Source organism: Haemophilus parainfluenzae, assembly GCF_900638025.1.
Lineage (GTDB): Bacteria > Pseudomonadota > Gammaproteobacteria > Enterobacterales > Pasteurellaceae > Haemophilus_D > Haemophilus_D parainfluenzae_J.
In genome coordinates this window covers 443079-460349 of record NZ_LR134481.1, presented here as the reverse complement: position 1 = coordinate 460349, position 17271 = coordinate 443079, and the positions used below count along the sequence as shown (strand labels likewise).

The 17271-nt window shown below is 39.7% G+C and carries 20 protein-coding genes and 1 pseudogene; 9 read left to right on the top strand and 12 right to left on the bottom strand.

The features are described from left to right. Window positions 1-56 precede the first annotated feature (56 nt). From EL215_RS02300 to tusB, 4 genes are read left to right on the top strand one after another with little or no spacing between them, the layout of a single operon-like run. The gene (locus EL215_RS02300) at window positions 57-722 is read left to right on the top strand and encodes a helix-turn-helix transcriptional regulator (RefSeq protein ID WP_080969761.1); all 666 of its coding nucleotides are present in this window, start codon (window positions 57-59) and stop codon (window positions 720-722) included. After that, entirely contained in the window at window positions 722-1102 is a 381-nt protein-coding gene (gene tusD, locus EL215_RS02295; protein ID WP_126469921.1) for a sulfurtransferase complex subunit TusD, read from the top strand. Before EL215_RS02300 ends, tusD begins: the two co-directional genes overlap by 1 nt. Further along, window positions 1099-1458: a sulfurtransferase complex subunit TusC gene (tusC, locus tag EL215_RS02290; RefSeq protein ID WP_126469919.1), complete on the top strand. Its 360-nt coding sequence runs from the start codon at window positions 1099-1101 to the stop codon at window positions 1456-1458. Before tusD ends, tusC begins: the two co-directional genes overlap by 4 nt. An 8-nt stretch (window positions 1459-1466) precedes the next feature. After that, on the top strand, window positions 1467-1751 hold the full coding sequence (gene tusB, locus EL215_RS02285) for a sulfurtransferase complex subunit TusB (RefSeq protein WP_126469917.1): 285 nt from the start codon (window positions 1467-1469) through the stop codon (window positions 1749-1751). Here tusB and EL215_RS02280 read toward each other — a convergent pair. Further along, the gene (locus tag EL215_RS02280; RefSeq protein ID WP_126469915.1) at window positions 1746-2147 is read right to left on the bottom strand and encodes an HI_0559 family membrane protein; all 402 of its coding nucleotides are present in this window, start codon (window positions 2145-2147) and stop codon (window positions 1746-1748) included. The two genes, tusB and EL215_RS02280, sit on opposite strands and share 6 nt — an antisense overlap. 67 nt (window positions 2148-2214) lie before the next feature. Then, window positions 2215-2382: pseudogene (locus EL215_RS02275) on the bottom strand (YbaK/prolyl-tRNA synthetase associated domain-containing protein); the annotation flags it as partial. A 194-nt stretch (window positions 2383-2576) separates the two neighbouring features. Here EL215_RS02275 and EL215_RS02270 point away from each other — a divergent pair. Then, window positions 2577-2975 (top strand): pyrimidine dimer DNA glycosylase/endonuclease V, encoded by a 399-nt coding sequence (locus EL215_RS02270; protein ID WP_126469913.1) that lies wholly within the window; start codon window positions 2577-2579, stop codon window positions 2973-2975. Window positions 2976-3029: 54 nt separating this feature from the next. Here the strand turns inward: EL215_RS02270 and EL215_RS02265 are convergent, their stop codons facing one another. From EL215_RS02265 to hemC, 8 genes are all read right to left on the bottom strand, one after another. Beyond that, entirely contained in the window at window positions 3030-3887 is an 858-nt protein-coding gene (locus EL215_RS02265) for a cysteine ABC transporter substrate-binding protein (protein ID WP_126469912.1), read from the bottom strand. Further along, entirely contained in the window at window positions 3871-4635 is a 765-nt protein-coding gene (locus tag EL215_RS02260) for an amino acid ABC transporter ATP-binding protein (protein WP_049356852.1), read from the bottom strand. The genes EL215_RS02265 and EL215_RS02260 overlap by 17 nt, the downstream gene beginning before the upstream one ends. A gap of 18 nt (window positions 4636-4653) precedes the next feature. After that, window positions 4654-5322 (bottom strand): amino acid ABC transporter permease, encoded by a 669-nt coding sequence (locus tag EL215_RS02255; protein WP_049356850.1) that lies wholly within the window; start codon window positions 5320-5322, stop codon window positions 4654-4656. Further along, window positions 5312-5971 carry an amino acid ABC transporter permease gene (locus EL215_RS02250; protein WP_049356848.1) on the bottom strand — a complete coding sequence of 220 codons (660 nt, stop codon included), beginning with the start codon at window positions 5969-5971 and terminating at the stop codon, window positions 5312-5314. Before EL215_RS02250 ends, EL215_RS02255 begins: the two co-directional genes overlap by 11 nt. A 174-nt stretch (window positions 5972-6145) precedes the next feature. Then, window positions 6146-7432, bottom strand: coding sequence for a heme biosynthesis protein HemY (locus EL215_RS02245; protein ID WP_049356846.1), 1287 nt, complete (start codon window positions 7430-7432; stop codon window positions 6146-6148). 9 nt (window positions 7433-7441) lie between these two features. After that, the gene (locus EL215_RS02240; RefSeq protein ID WP_126469910.1) at window positions 7442-8737 is read right to left on the bottom strand and encodes a uroporphyrinogen-III C-methyltransferase; all 1296 of its coding nucleotides are present in this window, start codon (window positions 8735-8737) and stop codon (window positions 7442-7444) included. 9 nt (window positions 8738-8746) lie between these two features. Next, window positions 8747-9508 (bottom strand): uroporphyrinogen-III synthase, encoded by a 762-nt coding sequence (locus EL215_RS02235; RefSeq protein WP_049356843.1) that lies wholly within the window; start codon window positions 9506-9508, stop codon window positions 8747-8749. Between the two features lie 9 nt (window positions 9509-9517). Continuing rightward, a complete protein-coding gene (hemC, locus tag EL215_RS02230; protein WP_126469908.1) occupies window positions 9518-10450 on the bottom strand; it encodes a hydroxymethylbilane synthase in 933 nt (310 codons plus the stop codon). A 136-nt stretch (window positions 10451-10586) separates the two neighbouring features. On the opposite strand from hemC, the gene EL215_RS02225 reads away from it, so the two are divergent. The 4 genes from EL215_RS02225 (at window position 10587) to EL215_RS02210 (ending at window position 15151) form a co-directional block, all read left to right on the top strand. After that, window positions 10587-13091, top strand: a complete 2505-nt coding sequence (locus tag EL215_RS02225; protein WP_126469906.1) for a class I adenylate cyclase — start codon at window positions 10587-10589, stop codon at window positions 13089-13091. Window positions 13092-13271: 180 nt separating this feature from the next. After that, window positions 13272-13901 (top strand): response regulator, encoded by a 630-nt coding sequence (locus tag EL215_RS02220; RefSeq protein ID WP_049356838.1) that lies wholly within the window; start codon window positions 13272-13274, stop codon window positions 13899-13901. Window positions 13902-13991: 90 nt separating this feature from the next. Next, window positions 13992-14345 (top strand): helix-turn-helix domain-containing protein, encoded by a 354-nt coding sequence (locus EL215_RS02215; protein ID WP_126469735.1) that lies wholly within the window; start codon window positions 13992-13994, stop codon window positions 14343-14345. Beyond that, entirely contained in the window at window positions 14330-15151 is an 822-nt protein-coding gene (locus tag EL215_RS02210; RefSeq protein ID WP_126469737.1) for an IS3 family transposase, read from the top strand. The genes EL215_RS02215 and EL215_RS02210 overlap by 16 nt, the downstream gene beginning before the upstream one ends. A 45-nt stretch (window positions 15152-15196) precedes the next feature. Here EL215_RS02210 and EL215_RS02205 read toward each other — a convergent pair whose 3' ends face one another. Together EL215_RS02205 and envC are read right to left on the bottom strand one after the other, a co-directional pair. After that, the gene (locus tag EL215_RS02205; RefSeq protein ID WP_049356836.1) at window positions 15197-16039 is read right to left on the bottom strand and encodes a divergent polysaccharide deacetylase family protein; all 843 of its coding nucleotides are present in this window, start codon (window positions 16037-16039) and stop codon (window positions 15197-15199) included. Further along, window positions 16039-17271 (bottom strand): murein hydrolase activator EnvC, encoded by a 1233-nt coding sequence (gene envC, locus EL215_RS02200; protein ID WP_126469904.1) that lies wholly within the window; start codon window positions 17269-17271, stop codon window positions 16039-16041. The genes EL215_RS02205 and envC overlap by 1 nt, the downstream gene beginning before the upstream one ends.

The following is a 17271-nucleotide window of genomic DNA, read 5'->3' as shown; positions in this document are numbered from 1 at the left end:
TTAATTCAACCGCACTTTGTCCAAAGTGCGGTCATTTTCCCTACCAGATTTGAAAAATGATACTAACCGATAGACAACCTTTCACCGATGAAGATCGTGCTATTCTGATTTCCTATAAAGCGGTAGTTGATGGCGTGAGCGCATTGATTGGCGAGCATTGTGAAATCGTCTTACACTCTTTGGAAGACATTGAACATTCCGCCATTTGTATTGCCAATGGGCATAATACCAATCGCCAAGTGGGTTCACCAATTACGGATTTAGCCCTGAAATCCTTGCGTAATATGCAAAGTGAGAGTGTGTCTAAGCCTTATTTCACGCGTGCGAAAGGCAATGTGTTGATGAAGTCTGTGACCATCGCTATTCGAAATAGCAAACAACGCATTATTGGTTTACTTTGTATCAATATTAATTTGGATGTGCCGGTTTCTCAATTTATGCAGTCCTTTATGCCAACGCAGGAACAAAATGAAACCTCTTCCGTCAATTTTGCAAGTTCAGTGGAAGAATTGGTGGCACAAACGGTAGAAAAAACCATTGAAGAAGTGAATGCAGATCGCTCGGTTTCGAATAATAATAAGAACCGCCAGATTGTGATTTCACTTTACGAAAAAGGCATTTTTGATATTAAAGATGCGATCAATTTAGTGGCTGATCGCCTCACGATTTCTCGCCACACCGTGTATTTGTATATTCGTCAAATCAAACAAGAGCAAGAGTAATGAACTATGTTCTCGCCGTGAAAAGTCCCGTTTATGGAAAACAAGGGGCTTTTCTTACCTATCAATTTGCCCAAGCTTTACTCGAAAAAGGGCATGCCATTAGCCAAATTTTCTTTTTCCAAGACGGTGTGAGTAATGGCAATGGCTTGGTTTATCCTGCCAATGATGAATTTAATCTCACGCAAGCTTGGCAAGCCTTTTCAGCGCAACATCATATTCCTTTGCATTTATGTGTAGCCGCTTCACAACGTCGTGGCGTAGTGGATGCGCTTACAGCAAAAGATACGGATTATACGAATCTTGCAGAAGGTTTTGAGATTACAGGCTTAGGTGAATTTATGGCGATGGCATTAAAAGCGGATCGGGTGGTGACATTATGAAGCTAGCATTCTTATTTCGTACCGCACCGCATGGAAACGCGATTTCTCGTGAAGGTTTAGATGCTTTGCTTGCTGCGACAGCATTTTGTGATGAAGAGGAAATCGGTGTCTTTTTTATTGATGATGGCGTATTAAATTTACTCGATGGGCAAAAGCCTGAATTATTGCTACAAAAAGATTTTATTCGTACCTTTAAATTATTAGATTTATACGATATTGAACAGCGCTTTGTCTGTGCCGATTCACTCGACCAATACAATTTGCAAGCTGAACAGCTCATGATTTCTGCTGAAAAAATTGACCGCACTTTGCTGATCAATAAACTTAGTCAAGCAGAAAAAGTGTTTACGTTTTAAGGAATATTATGCTTTATACCTTTTCTCAAGCTCATTATTCTGAGACAGAACTTCAACGTTATTTGACTGAAATCACAGAAAATGATGCGATGGTTTTATGGCAAGATGGCGTATTGCTAGCGGTAAAGTACGGGGAAATGTTTACTCAATGCAAAGGGCAATGTTTTGTGTTGGAGCAAGATGTTTTGGCCCGAAATTTAACCGCACTTTTGTCAAACAATAAAGTGCGGTCAATATCATTAGCAGATTTGGTGGATTTAACTGCTCAATATTCGCCTCAAATCGCCTTATAGTGGGCGTTCTTTCGGTAACAAGAGCGGTAATACCATAACAGAATAAAGCGCCAAACCTGCGGCCATTAAGCAGGTAATTTCTAATCCTCCTGCACGTAACCATTCGCCAAATCCCATGTCATTCACTAGCGTTGCATAAAAAAGCCCTGCTATTACGGTATAACAAAATCCAATTAATACCGAAATCAATGCGATGGCTTTTACGTGATAACTTGCATAACGGTGAAATGCAGCCCAAAGTGCAATGAGAAAAGTCGGTGCCGCAGCCACGATAAAGACGGTAATCGCTGAAGACTGAAATCCATCAGCATCATTGTTTGCAAACATTAGACCAATAGTGCCGATAATTTGAATAATCAACGGAAAAAGAATAAATGCTTTAAGATATTTTTTCATGAGATGTCCAATTAATAGAAAAACGGAAGCATTGTATCAATCAAATGAAAGACAACCAATCTTTTCTCTATTCGGTTTTTATGACATCCACTAATGTGGGCTGAACGATTGAGGCATAATCTTGTGTATTGAGAATAATAGAGCGTTCTAACGTACCTGCATTAAATGCTAATTCATCATAACGAGAAAGCAAGCTAGGATCGGCAATTAATAACAAATCAGGATGAAAGCTAAAAGTGCAGTCAATTTTTCAAATGTTTTGACAGACATGAGGGATTCCTTCAATAGCGATATTTTTAGTGAGTTTAACAAGGATTTGACTCATGTAAAAATCAAAGAAAAAGAATGAATCTTTTGCGAAGCCCTCATTATGAGATAGACAAATACCTTTACGCCCCGTACTATGTTCCTTTTTATTTGGTATCGCTTATGACTCGAATTAATCTTGTTCCACCTGAGGAGCTTTGTGATCAGCATCTTTTAGCGGAACATCGTGAATTAACCCGCATTCCTAACGCCGTGGCGAAAGGTAAATTTCATTTGAAAGGACAGCCTGCGGAATATAAATTAGGTGAAGGGCATGTGCGCTTTTTCTTTAATAAATTGGCGTTTTTAAAGAAACGGTATGATGTATTGCATGCGGAATGTAAAGCGCGAGGCTTTAATGTGCAGTATATTTGGAATGAAACGTTACCCGATGATCCAAGTTTATGGTTGGACTATGAAGCCACAGAGGCGGCGTTACAGATTAATCGGGAACGTATTCAGGAAAGAATGCCATTAAAGGCGAGATTTACACCGCATCTTCCAAAGAGCGGTCAAAAATAAAGCGGTTTTCACTTCCCCTGTGGGGAAATTACAGGGGAAGTGAATTGGGTTAAATTATTTATATTCAACCACGATATCGCTTTCGTTTACGGTATCACCATAAACTGGCAATAAGGTTTTTTCGTAAGCTTGTTTTAAACGACCATCTTTGCCTAAGATTTGGATTTCGTTATTTAACCAATTTAACAATTCAGGTGCATCTTTGCGAACAGCTGGTGCAATAACATCTTGATCACCAAAGTTTTTTACGCCCACGGTATAACCTGGATTTTGTTTTGCCCAAGCGAATAAGAAGGTATTGTCATTAGATAATGCATCACCACGACCATCACGTAAGGCTTCAAAGGTTTCTGTATTTTGTTCGAATTTCAATAACTTCACATCTGGATAGTTTTTGGTGAAGAAAATATCAGCCGTGGTGCCTTTATCTACGATTAAGGTTTTGCCTTTTAATTGTTCAAGATCAGTAATGACTGAACCATCTTTTGAAACGACACCGAGTGCCACTTTCATATATGGATTAGCAAAATCCACCACTTCTTTACGTGCTGGAGTTACAGTGAAGTTGGCAAGAATGATATCAACTTTCTTAGAAAGTAAGTATTCTGCACGGTTTGCGGCATCTACTAAAACAAACTCTACTTTGTTTTCGTCACCTAATAAGTCTTTACCGATCGCTTTACCAATTTCGACATCAAAGCCTTGGCTTTTGCCTTGTGCATCAACATAACCAAATGGTGGTTTATCGCTAAATACACCGATACGCACTTTGCCATCTTTTTGTATTTGCTCAAGGCTTGAGATTGTTTTTGCTCCGTCTTTAGCTGGTTCTTTATCATTACACGCGGTTAAGCTAAATGCTAAGGTGGCAGTGGCTAAAAGTGCGGTCAATGTTTTAAATGTTTTCTTCATAGTTTGTCCCTCTAGGTTCATAATTTAAGATATTTAAGAATGTTTTCGCACGATCCGTGGTTGGATTCGTGAAGAAATCTTCCGGTTTTGCCTGTTCAATGATTTGCCCTTTATCCATAAACACAATGCGGTTAGCTACTTGACGGGCGAAGTTCATTTCATGGGTAACAATGAGCATCGTCATACCGTCTTTGGCAAGACCTAAAATCACATCAAGCACTTCACGTACCATTTCAGGGTCAAGAGCGGCAGTCACTTCATCAAACAGAATAATTTCAGGATTCATGCATAGTGAACGTACAATAGCAATTCGCTGTTTTTGCCCACCGGATAATTCACGTGGATAGGCATTTTTTCGATCATATAGGCCTACGCGTTTAAGTAACTCATCGGCTTGTTTTTCAGCTTCTGCACGATCGCGTTTTTGTACTTTTAAAGGACCGAGCAAAATATTGTCAATCACTGATAAATGAGCGAATAGTTCATAACTTTGGAATACCATCCCAATGCGTTGACGCGCTTTAACCCAAGGAATGTCTTTACCTAACTCGCCTGCATTTTGCAGCAAAATCTGACCGCGCTTTATTTCCTCTAGTCCATTTAGGCAGCGTAAAAAAGTACTTTTACCACAACCCGATGGGCCTAAAATAACGACCACTTCGCCTTTCTCTATAGAAAGATTGATGCCTTTGAGGGCTTCTACATCACCGTAATTTTTGACGAGGTTTTTAATTTCTAATAACGCCATGTGTTTTCCTAATTAAAATTAACTTTCCCAACGGGTTTCTAAATAACGGGAAAATAAGGATAGTGGGTAACAAATCACAAAATATAAGCCGAAGATGACACCGTAAATCCAAAGCGCCGCCGATTGATTACTAAATAATGAATGCTCGATAATTTGTTGACCGACTTTTATCACTTCTACTACACCGATTAACATTGCCAAGGAACTGGTTTTTACCATGCGGGTAAAGAGGTTAATCGCACTTGGTGTCACACGTTTTAAACTTTGCGGAAGTAAAATGTACACAAAGGTTTGAAACGGCGTTAAACCTAAAGCGTAGGCTGATTCCACTTGATGTTTTTCAATGGAAGTTAATGCACCACGCACTAAATCCCCCATTTCTGCTGTTCCCCAGAAAATAAACACCAAAATACATACAGAAATGCCATCTAAGTGAATATCAAACCATTTTGCCAAACCAAAATACGCGAGAAAAAGTAACGCTAATAATGGAATGATACGTATAAATTCTAAATAAAAGCGGCAAATGGCTTTGATAATGGGATTTCTGTTTGTCATGATTACGCCAAAAATCACACCTAAAATACAGGCGAAGAAGACGGAAACGAATGCAATTTCAGCCGTCACCCATAAACCGTTGAGCAAGCGTTCAATGTTGCTGCCTTGGAATAATAACTCAAGCCCCATATTTTGCTCTCCGAGTACGGCGTTCTAAATAACTGATGAACAGAGACATCGGTAATAGAATGATCAAATAAAACACCACTAATAAAAATAAGGCTTCATTGGTTTTGTAATCGAGCCCGATGACTTCTTTCGCTACAAACATCAGTTCGGCTACGGCAACGGCACTGATCACTGAGGTTTCTTTCATTAAGAACAAGCAATTTGCGCCGATTGCAGGTGTCGCAATCGCAAAGGCTTGTGGGAAAATCACATAGCGAAAAGCTTGAAAAGGGGTTAGACCAATACTTAAGGCTGATTCAATTTGTCCTTTTGATACCGCTTCCAGACCACTACGAAAGGCTTCTGCCATATAACTTCCACCTAAAAATGCCAGGCCGATAATGCCGCAAGTAAACCCATCTAATTTCAGGCCAATTTTAGACAGCCCAAAATAGAGAAAAAAGACTTGGATCAATAAAGGCGTATTGCGAGAAAGCTCAATATAGCCTTTTACTAGCCAAGTTAATGATTTGACTTTATAGGTGGTAATCACTGCACAAATCACACCAATCACCAGCGACAATAAAATGCCCCAAAAGGCAAGATGAAGCGTCATCAGTGTGGCATGAACAAAACGTGGTGTGACAGTTAAAATATAATCCCAATTCATTTTTTATGATTTAATCGTTTGCGTGGCGATATAGTAAAAAATTTTGAATCGGTGAGAAAAGAATGGAAATTTATTACTTATAATGAAATGTAATAAGAAGTGGGTTTTAAATAAAATAAGTGGTGATTAGGAATGAAAAAAACGGGGCTTTATTCAGCCCCGTCGTTGTTTATTTTAATCACGTTTTGCAATAAGTGCGGTTGGTTGTTCGTCTGTTTTTGGTTCAGTTTGTGTTTCAGCCGGTTTGTCCTGAATAGACATGGCTGATTTTAAACTGTCCTGACGAATTTTTTCCGCTGCCGCTTTGTCGCCCGCTTGTTCGAATACATAAGACGCCATCATGACATCATTTGGTTGAAGCTCGGTTGGGCAAGCAGTGACTTCTTTAAATGCTTCTGCTGCTTTAGCAAAATCGTTATTACGCACATAAAGATAGCCTAATGCACGATTGAGACAACAACGTTGGCTTTCATCGGCACGTTTTGCACGTTTTTCCACTAGTTTGAGCAGTTTGCTGTTATCTTCTGCTTGTAAACGAGTGATTTGCGTGCAAAGCTCATGACTAATTGGGGTGTTATCACCCAATTTCTTCATGATTTCAAGCGTGAATTCATAAGCTGACTCATGGTCGTTGCAATCAATCAAACGTTGAATTAAAGCTGTTTTTAACTCTAAGTCATTGCGACGACGGCGTGGTTGAGCTTCCCACCATGCAAGCAGACCTTCAACGCCTTCTTCATTCATTTTCTCATCTAACAAGCCATTTTCTGTTTCTTGTTGAAGGGCTTTAAATTCTTCAGCTGAGAATAATCCAGAACTTTCGATTAAATCTAAGATGCCATCAAGTGCTTGATAAGCTTTAGAGCGGCTATAAATTTCAGCAGCAAGTTTTAATACTTCTTTGTTGCGATCTGACATTTCAAGCAAGCTATCGACGGAACTACGCGCAGCCGGTAATTTATTTTGTTGTAATAAAATTCGAGTGCGAGCAATTTCGACGACTAGGTTATCGGAACCGGTAAGTTCCGTCGCCTCAATTAAATAACGGTTTGCGCTGAATTCATCGCCACGTTGCTGTGCAGCTTCAGCCGCTTTAATCAGATTTAATACCGGCTCTGAAGAATGTTTCGCATTTTTACCAATCAGTTTTTCTGCTTTAGCATAATCACCCTCATTCATTTTCATCAGTCCCTCAAGGGTTTGACGTTGTGCTTTCACGCGTTTACGACGAGAGAACCAGTTGTAGGTGCTGCTACTTAGACGGAAAAACCGAGTAATAGCCCATTCTAAAGCATAAATTACCGCAAGTGCGACTATGAAGAGAATCACTAATGTGGTGAGTGACATTTCATACACGGTGTTTGCCGTTTCAATTCTGACATAACCTTGCTGACCGGAGAGGTAAGGCCCTGCAATCAATCCGGCAAGTAAGGCGATCATTAAAAAGAGAACTCTAAACATTATCTATCCTTATTGTTGGGGTTCAGTTGCCGGTTGTGCAGCTGGTGCTTCAGCGGGTTTTTCTTCAGCTTTTGGCTCTTCTGCTTTCGCTTCAGGTGCCGGTTTTACTGCTTCTTTTGTTGGTGAATTATCAATCGCTTTTTCTGCTTTAATTTCGACTGTTTGTACATCTAAAGGTGTACGATTTAAGTACTTATCAAGCATACTTAAGCTTTGTAATTGGCTTGGTACATCTACATAGATGGATACTTCAGATAATTCATCCACTGATTTTAAGAAATTTTGAGTCACTTCAGCATTAGTATCAAAATAGCTACGAATCCAAGATGCGACGGCTTCTAAAGATTGTTTATAAAGCTCATTTTGTTGACGAGGCACAGCCATAATCGCTAATTGTAAGCGTAAACGAATGTTTTCACGCAAATAAATATCTTGGTTCGGTGCTAATAATTCTTTACGATCAGTGCCATGTTTTGGTGAGATGCGAATAAAATGATTTAAGAATGAGTTTGCACTCTTTTCTGCATTTTCAACCCAATCAGACAGAGAATTCGATAACTTTGTTGCATTTTGATCATCATCAAAATTGACATCTAATACAGATAATTCATCAACTGTATTAGCTAATTGTGATAATTTTTGCATAACCGAATTTTGATCAATGCCAGCAACGGAGTGAAGCTGTTTCAGATCTTGATTGATTGCGCTACGGATTGCTGCGGATTGTGAGTTATTCACTTTAGCAAGAGTCTCATCAGCGAGTTTTAAGAGTGAAACTGCGGTGTCAACGTCATTATCTAACACTAATTTACGCAGTGCATTGTTGAGCAAGAAATCCGCTTCTGAGAATAACCAATCAGTCGGTTGCTGAGCATTAGCTTGCTCGCTCACTTTATTAATTTGTGATTGTAAGCTAACGAGTTCGTGTGATTTAGTACTTATCAGCTCTTCTACTTTGGCAATTTTTTCTTGCGTTGCTTTATTCGCTGATTCTAATTGAGTAAGTTGTGTCGTATCAAATTTTATTTCCTCAGCAGACGTCGAAGTCGCCGATTTATGATTAATTTGAGCTTCAAGAGCGGTCAATTTTTGTTGGAATTCATCCACTTGCTTTTGACCCAAATAATAACCTGTACCACCCACGCCAAGTGCAATGAGAATAGCTAATAAACTTAATCCCGTACCAGTTTTCTTGACAACGGTTTGTGTACGAGGTGCAACAGGTTCATGATCTTTAGCTTGAATTTGCACTTCGTCTGCTTGGATTTCATCTGTTGTTTCTGGGGTTAATTTCTCTTTCGTCATATCTTTTCCTTAGTGAGAAAGGGGAGTTACTTCATTAAGTAAGGTATTAAGTAAACTTTGATTATCCGCACCGGCGGAAACCACTACATGATGCCAACCTTGTTGTATTGCAACATCCGCAATGCGTTGACTTACTGTGACTAAATAGCAATTTTTTAGCCAACTTTGTTCATTTTCAGGCACAAATTCGATTAACGCCTGTAAAATTTCAAGGCTTGTGACCACCAAGGTTTGTACACCGGAACGAATACAAATACTGGTCTGCTCTTCCTTATTATAACTAATCGGTACTCGTTGGTAACATTCGACTGTCTCAACAGTTGCTCCGCGTAGTGTCGCTTGTTCGAGTAATAATTCTCGTCCACCGTTACCACGTAAAATTAACAAGTTCTTATCGGTTAATTCTGCCATTTGCGGTAAATTTAATACACCTTCGGTATTTTCCGACGTGATTGGATAACGAACAGTACATTCAGTTTGACAGGAAAAATACTGTGCCGTTCTATGTCCAACTGTAAAGTATTGTAAATCTTGACGCCAGCTAAAGCCAATATCTTTCAGGGTTTTATCCGCAAAATCGACCGCACTTTTTGAAACCAAAAACACATAATCACCACTTTTTAGTTGATTAAGTTTCGTCGGTAATTGTGCCAACTCAGCACCAGCTTCAATAGAAAGCAAAGGCAAATGCAAGGCAACCATACCGGCTTGATTCAGCTGGTCAACTAGAGCTTTTCCTCGTTCATCTGGGCGAGTAACTAGTACGGCCATGGTGATTTCCTATGCTGAGTAAATCTTCGCCAGAATCTTATCTGCGCCCTGTGCTAGAAGTTGTTCAGCAATGGTCACGCCTAATGCTTCGGCATTTTCAACCGCACTTTTACCTTCCGCACGAATAATCGCTGAACCATCAATTTCTCCGACGAGTGCTCGTAAGAAAATTTCGCCATTTTGCGCAATGGCATAGCCACCGATTGGCACTTGGCAGCCACCTTGTAAGCGGGTATTCATTGCACGCTCAGCCAAAACACAAGTCGTTGTGGTCGTATCAGAAAGAGGTGCGAGTAATGCGTTCACTTCTTCATCATCATTACGGCACTCAATACCCACTGCTCCTTGTCCGGCAGCCGGTAAAGATTGTTCAACTTCAATAAACGAGGCAATGCGTTCTGCTAGTCCTAAACGAATTAAGCCAGCGGAGGCTAAAATAATGGCATCATATTCGCCATTGTCTAATTTACTTAATCGGGTTCCCACATTGCCACGTAAGGAGCGAATATCAAGATCAGGACGTAATTGTTTTAATTGGCATTGACGACGTAAGCTTGATGTACCAACAATAGCACCTTGGGGTAATTCATCTAATGAATGGTATGTATTAGACACAAAAGCATCGCGCGGATCCTCTCGTTTACAGATTACACTTAGACCTAAACCCTCTGGAAATTCCATCGGAACGTCTTTCATTGAATGAACAGCAATATCAGCACGTTTTTCAAGTAAAGCGTTTTCTAACTCTTTAACAAATAAGCCTTTTCCACCAATTTTAGCTAAAGGAGAATCTAAGATTACATCGCCTTTCGTTACCATTGGAACTAATTCAACAGAAAGCGTTGGGTGAAATTTTTCTAATTGATCTTTTACAAAATTAGCCTGCCAAAGTGCTAAAGGGCTTTGACGGGTTGCAATTTTTAAGGTTTTAAGTACTGCCATAAATACCGCTGATTTTAAATAGAAATATGCCCTATGCTACCATTTTTAGGGCAAAAAGTCAGATCATTTAAATTTTTGATTTCCGATTAGGTAAGTGATACATTAACACCAGTTATTTGGCCATAGGTAGGAAGCCTTGAAATACGATCTCAATGAAGCTCGAAAAAGTATTGACGCACTAGACAAACGTCGTTTGGAGCGAGCACTATTGGGCTCTGGAGATGCCTTCCGACACATCGTCTCTTTGATGCCATTATTGTTGCATCTTAATCATCCCACTCTACCGGGTTATGTGGAAGATGCCCCCGCAGGCATCGCCGATTTTATTCTGTCCAATTATCAGCAAGATTTTCTTTCAAAAGAACATTCTGAACTTGCAGAAAGTGTGCAAAGTGCGGTCAATTCTGATGATGTTTTTGCACCGATTTTAGGTATTTATGTGATGGGAAGTTTTGGCTCCATTAGCCAAACCTCAGCTTCGGATCTAGATATTTGGATCTGCCATCAAGATGATTTGTCTAAACAAGATCAGCAGCGCTTAGCGGAAAAAACAAAGAAAATTAGCCAATGGGCATCGACATTTCATGTAGAAATGCACTTCTATTTGATGACGCAACAACGCTTCCGTAATGAACGTTATTCCGATCCATTAACTAAAGAAAATAGCGGTTCTGCGCAATATATGTTGCTGTTGGAAGAATTTTATCGTTCTGCGGTACGTCTTGCAGGTAAGCCATTATTGTGGCTCCATTTATGGGTGGAGCATGAAAAACGATATGAGGCAGAGGTTGCTCGTTTAGTCGCGACTGGTGAGCTTAATTTAAATGATTGGGTCGATTTTGGTGGATTGGGGCAATTCTCTGCGAGTGAGTATTTTGGCGCAAGCTTGTGGCAACTTTATAAAGGTATTGATTCGCCTTATAAATCGGTGATGAAAATCTTATTGTTAGAAACCTATGCACAAGAATACCCAAATGCGCATCTGATTGCTCGTCAATTTAAAGAAGATTTACTTTCTGGTTATCGTACAGTTACTCATCATTTTGATCCTTATATTGCGATTTTAGAGCGAATTAGTCAATATTTGATTGCACATTCAGAATTTAAGCGGCTTGATTTTGTTCGTTCTTGCTTTTATGTGAAAGCAACGGAAGATTTTGCATTATACCACGCATCAAATTGGCGTATTTCTTATATGAAAATGATGGCGCAAGAATGGGGGTGGTCGAAAGAACGCATTGAAGAATTGGATCAACGCCCAACTTGGAAAATCAAACGGGTAAAAGAAAGTCACAATAATTTGGTGAGTTTCTTGATGATGAGTTATCGAAACCTGGTTGATTTTGCACGCAAACATAAAATTAATTCTAGCGTGATCCCACAAGATATCACGGTACTTTCTCGTAAACTTTATACGGCATTTGAAGAGTTACCCGGTAAAATTACACTACTGAATCCTCAAATTTCACATAATTTAGCGGAAGATCATCTTACATTCATTGAAATTCATGGCAATAAGCACTTTAAAGATGGTTGGTATGTGGTCAATCAACCGCCACATCATATTATGTTTTCGAAAGAACGTGTAATGGAATATGGGGAAAGTTTAAATAAGGTTGTTGCATGGGCTTATTTTAATCGCTTGTTGACGGCAGAAACTCATTTACATTTAATTAGTCAAAATATCGACCAACTCACTTTACGTAATTTTGTCGCTGATTTACGATTGTTTTTCCCCCATACAAATGGTCAAGTACCGACAAATGAGGCACTTTCTTCGCAATGTGAAATCCGAGATCTTTTCATTGCGGTGAACTTGGTGAATGATCCAACGGCGCAAGTGGAAGAACTTAAATCCAATATCTCGCCAAGTGATTTATTCAGTTTTGGTCAATTAGAGCAGAGCTTAGTCGGTAGCATTGATTTCACTTACCGTAATATGTGGAATGAAATTCGAACCTTACATTTTGAAGGCCAAAATGCGATTTTGCTAGCTTTAAAGGTGCTTTCTAATAAAATTTATCAAGGCGTAAATAAACCTCGTTCTGTACAGATTTTTTGTTACAGTAAACATTATAATCGTACATTACGAAATTTAGTAAGCGCCTTGGTTAATCGTTGCATTAGTATTCAATTAGGTGATAGTCGCCCAACAACGCATTCCCGTTTACGAGTGGCTGGGAAAAACTGGCAATTCTTCTTTGAAGAAAAAGGGATTAGCTTGCAACCGATTGACGGTGGAAAAGAAAGTGCGGTCAATTTTGAAGACGTTTTACCAACTCAGTTAGAAGAGAAAGAAACTATTCCTGAAACACGCCGATATCCACCTGAAATTGATTTATTTGCCAGTGAAGGATTTTTACAGTTCTTCTTTGAAGATAATGCCGATAATAGCTTTAATGTTTATTTGTTAGATGAAAAGAATCGCCTCGAGATTTATCGTCAATGCGAAGGCTTAAAAGATGATAAAGTTCGTGAAGTGAACCAGATTTATCAATCACTCGGCTCGAAAGGTTGTAAAAATCCGTATAAAATGGTGCAACGGAATTTTAATTACCCGCAATTTTATCAATTGCATCCGATAGAAAACGGCATGCGTATTATGCCATTCAAATTTAAAAGCAAAAGGACTTGCGACTAGCTAAATCAAAACAAGCATGATTTGAGATAAATCAAATATATCTGCAACTATGCATTGGAAGATAGGTAAAATCCCGATAGAATCCCTCGTTTGAAAATCTATTGAGAAATAATCTAAGGCTGTGGACGTTTTCGCCTTCAGGCGATAGAATGTGCGCCCTCTCATCTCTTGGAGAAAATTATGCAAGAAAAGTTAAAAGTATTAATTATCGACGACCATCCATTGATGCGTCGCGGTATCAAACAATTAGTTGAATTAGAAGAGAATTTTGAAGTTGTCGCTGATGTAGGAAGCGGTACAGAAGGTATTTCCATTGCGATTCAAGAGTCACCGGATTTAATTATTTTAGATCTTAATATGAAAGGCCTCTCTGGTTTAGATACCCTTAAAGGGTTGCGTGCGGAGGGTGTTGACGCACGAATTTTGATCTTAACCGTGTCTGATGCGAAAAATGATATTTTCACGCTCATCGATGCGGGAGCTGATGGCTATTTATTGAAAGATACTGAGCCGGATGTGTTACTTGAGCAAATTAAACGCATTGCACAAGGCGAAGTAATTTTAAGCGATTCGATCAAAAATTTACTTTTAGAGCGTAAACATACGGTTGATCCCATTGATTCACTCACCGATCGAGAAATGGATGTATTACGTTTAATTGCGACAGGTTTATCGAACAAACAAATTGCGGGTCAGCTTTTCATTTCTGAAGAAACAGTTAAAGTACATATTCGTAATTTACTTCGTAAACTTAACGTTCACTCACGTGTTGCAGCAACCGTCTTGTTCTTTGAACGAAATAGTCGATAGGCAAGTTTAAAATGATAAAAAAGAGCAGTTTTTGATCTGCACCCCAAAAGTTGGACTCAACAAACCAACAATTGAGGTGCAGATTTTTTTATGGGTAAACACTACACAATCGAATTTAAATTACAGGTTCTTCAACCTATTTTGAATGGGAAAATGAGTATTAGAGAAACTGCGCGTTTTTACAATATTCCTTCCAACTCCCTAGTCGGGACATGGTTGAAACGATTTGAAAAAAGTGGCATAAAAGGACTTATTCCCCGTAAACCATCAGGACGACCGCCGATGAAACCCAAATATGCAAAAATGCCACCGCCACCCAAAACTGAAGAAGACCGTTTACGCCTGAGAATTTTACAGCTTGAAGCGGAGGTAGCCTACCTAAAGGAGTTGAGAAGGCTCAGACTTCAGGACGAAGCCGAGCAACGGAAATTATCCAAAGGTTAAGAACACGCTATCCGTTAAAATGGCTTTTAGGCTTTGCACAATTAGCGCGTAGTACGTTTTTTGCTAAACTTCAGATTAAACTGGATAAGGATGAGTTGTTGAAAAAGACCATTAAACGCATCAAAGCCAACCATCCTGATTATGGCTACCGACGTGTTCATGCCTGCTTGCCAGGCGTGAATCATAAAAAAGTTCAACGTTTAATGCAGACACTTGGGCTTCAAGTGCGGTCAAGAAAAAGCAAGAAATTTACGACCTATCGAGGCACGATAGGGGTGATTGCACCGAATCATCTTGAACGCGATTTTAGTGCAACGGCCCCGAACCAAAAATGGGTGACCGATATCACCGAGTTTAAGGCGAAAGATGGGAGCAAAGTCTATTTATCCCCAATTTTAGACTTATTTAACAATGAGATAGTTTCATATAATCTCAGCTATTCCCCAAACTGGGCGCAAGTAGAGGACATGTTAATGCAAGCCGTCAAAGGATTAAATAAAGCTTGTGGTGTCATTTTACATTCAGACCAGGGATGGCAATATCAAATGGTGGCTTATCGTCGAATCTTGGCTGAACATGGCATCATTCAAAGTATGTCGAGAAAAGGGAATTGCTTGGACAACGCCGCAATGGAAAGTTTCTTTGGACGATTAAAAACAGAATGTTTTTATGGTCGGGAATTTAACAGTAGAGAGGAGATAGTTGATGCCGTCAGGGATTATTTGGATTACTATAATCACCGACGGATTCAACTAAAATTAAAAGGACTGAGTCCGGTACAATATCGAAAACAATCCTTTAAATAACAGTCTAACTTTTTGGGGTCAGATCATTTTAACCGCTCTTTTTTGTTATTTTGGCACGCCCCGTAATAAAGGGATTGGCTCAAACGGTGCGACTGAAGTTGGCGCAGGAATATCATTAAAAATTAAGATAAATGGTTTAGGTGGCAAGATTTTTTCATTTCGCCACAAGCTTCCCATGCCGACTAATTGAATATCATCGGGTAAATTTTTGATTCCTGATTTTAATACGGCTACGGTATTTGGACGAGGGTGTCCAATAGCAATGGCAGTGCCATGTTTACGTGCATATTGAATTGCGTTCTGAAATTGCCGTTGCACATCTACTAAATTATCACTGTCATCTAAAAAGATATGGCGATCTAATACACGTATGCCTTGTTCTTTTGCTATTTTTCCTGCAACTGATTTTCCGATAGTACGACTATCTAAAAAGAATAAATGCTGCTCGCGAAGTGCGGTCATTAAATAAGTCATTAATGTGGCATCGGCCGTGGCTGCACTGCCCATATGATTATTCATTCCGATAGCGTTTGGCACAATAGATTTCGCTTTTTTTACTCGCTCATTCACTTGCGCTTCGGACAAGCCTAAAGTCAAACCACCTTCCTCAATTTTAATATTGCTGACCGGCTGCATCGGCATATGAATGAGAATATCGTGATTTTGCGCTTTCGCTTGCTGATTGCGAATTTTGGCATAGGGTGCGGCAGGAATAATCGCAACGGAGATTTCCTTTGGCATCGCTAAAATTTCTGCATCTTCTTTAGGATGATAGCCAATATCATCAATCACAATGGCTAACTTGCCTTGTGCGAAAGTAAATGTAGAGAAAAGTGCGCTTGAAAAAATAATCGTATTTTTGACCGCACTTTGAAAGAATGTTGCCATTATTTAATCCACCCAGCCGGATTCACAGGTACCCCTTTACGGCTGATACCAAAGTAAAGCGCTGGTTTAGAGAGTTCACCTGTATTCCCCACCTGTGCGATGGTTTGTCCCGCAGACACCAGCTGACCTTGCTTCACAAATACCGCTTGGTTGAAACCATACAAACTCAAGTCGCTATCGCCGTGTTTCACAATCACCATATAACCATAGCCGTTAAGATGACCTGCTAGAATGACACGACCACTTGCGATGGCTTTTACCGCTGTACCCGTTGGCGCACCGATAACCATACCTTTCCAGCGCACTTCGCCAGCTTGGATTGAGCCAAAAGAATGTAACGTCGGACCGGAAACCGGGCGACTGTATTGACGAGCTGCGGTACCTAAACCACTGGTACTATTAATCAACTTACGTTCTTGAACGGTTGGTTGGTAAGGTTTTGATGTCCGTTTTTCTTCCGCTTGTTTTTTCTGTGCAAGGGCTTCACGCTCACGTTGTTCTTGTTGGCGAGCGGCTTGTTCTGCACGTTGAATTTCTTGGCGAAGAGCATTTTCATTCGCTTTCAACGTTTCCAGCTTATTCTGATCTTTCGTTAAGTTTTTGTTGAGTGCATTTAATGTAGATTGGCGTTCTTGTTGCGCTTTTTGTAATTCTTGCTGCTGTTTCTTTTGTGTAGAAAGTTGATCGCGATGATTTTTTTGTTGCCCTGAAATCGCTTCGCGCTGTTTTGCTAAACTTTCTTGTGTCGCTTTCAGATTGTTAATCATATCAATGCGAACTTGATTTAAGTGCTGATAATATAGTTTCATGCGTTCGGCTTTTTTCGCATCTTCTGAAAGCATTCTTTCTAAGGTAGAAGGATTTACGCCTGAGCGATAAATGGCATCTATTTGCTTCGCGAGCTTCGCTTTTTGCACACGCTCTTGCTTTTCTAATTGCTTGATTTGCTTTTCGGTTTCCGCCATTTGCTTGCGAATTTCTTTTAAGCTTAATTCTGTTTCGCGTAATTCACCGACAACACTGTTAATTTTGCTTTCTTGATTTTTAAGACTGGCTTGTAATTTGGCTTGTTCTCGCTTCTGTTCAGCAATCTTTGATTCTTGTTGTTTAATTTGTTTTTGAATTTGATTGAGATCGTTGCCTTGCGCGAAAGATGAAAAGCCAAGCAGGCCGCAAGCAAAAAGTGCGGCCAGTGCTGATAAGATTTTTTTTCTACGATTGCTTTGCTGCAT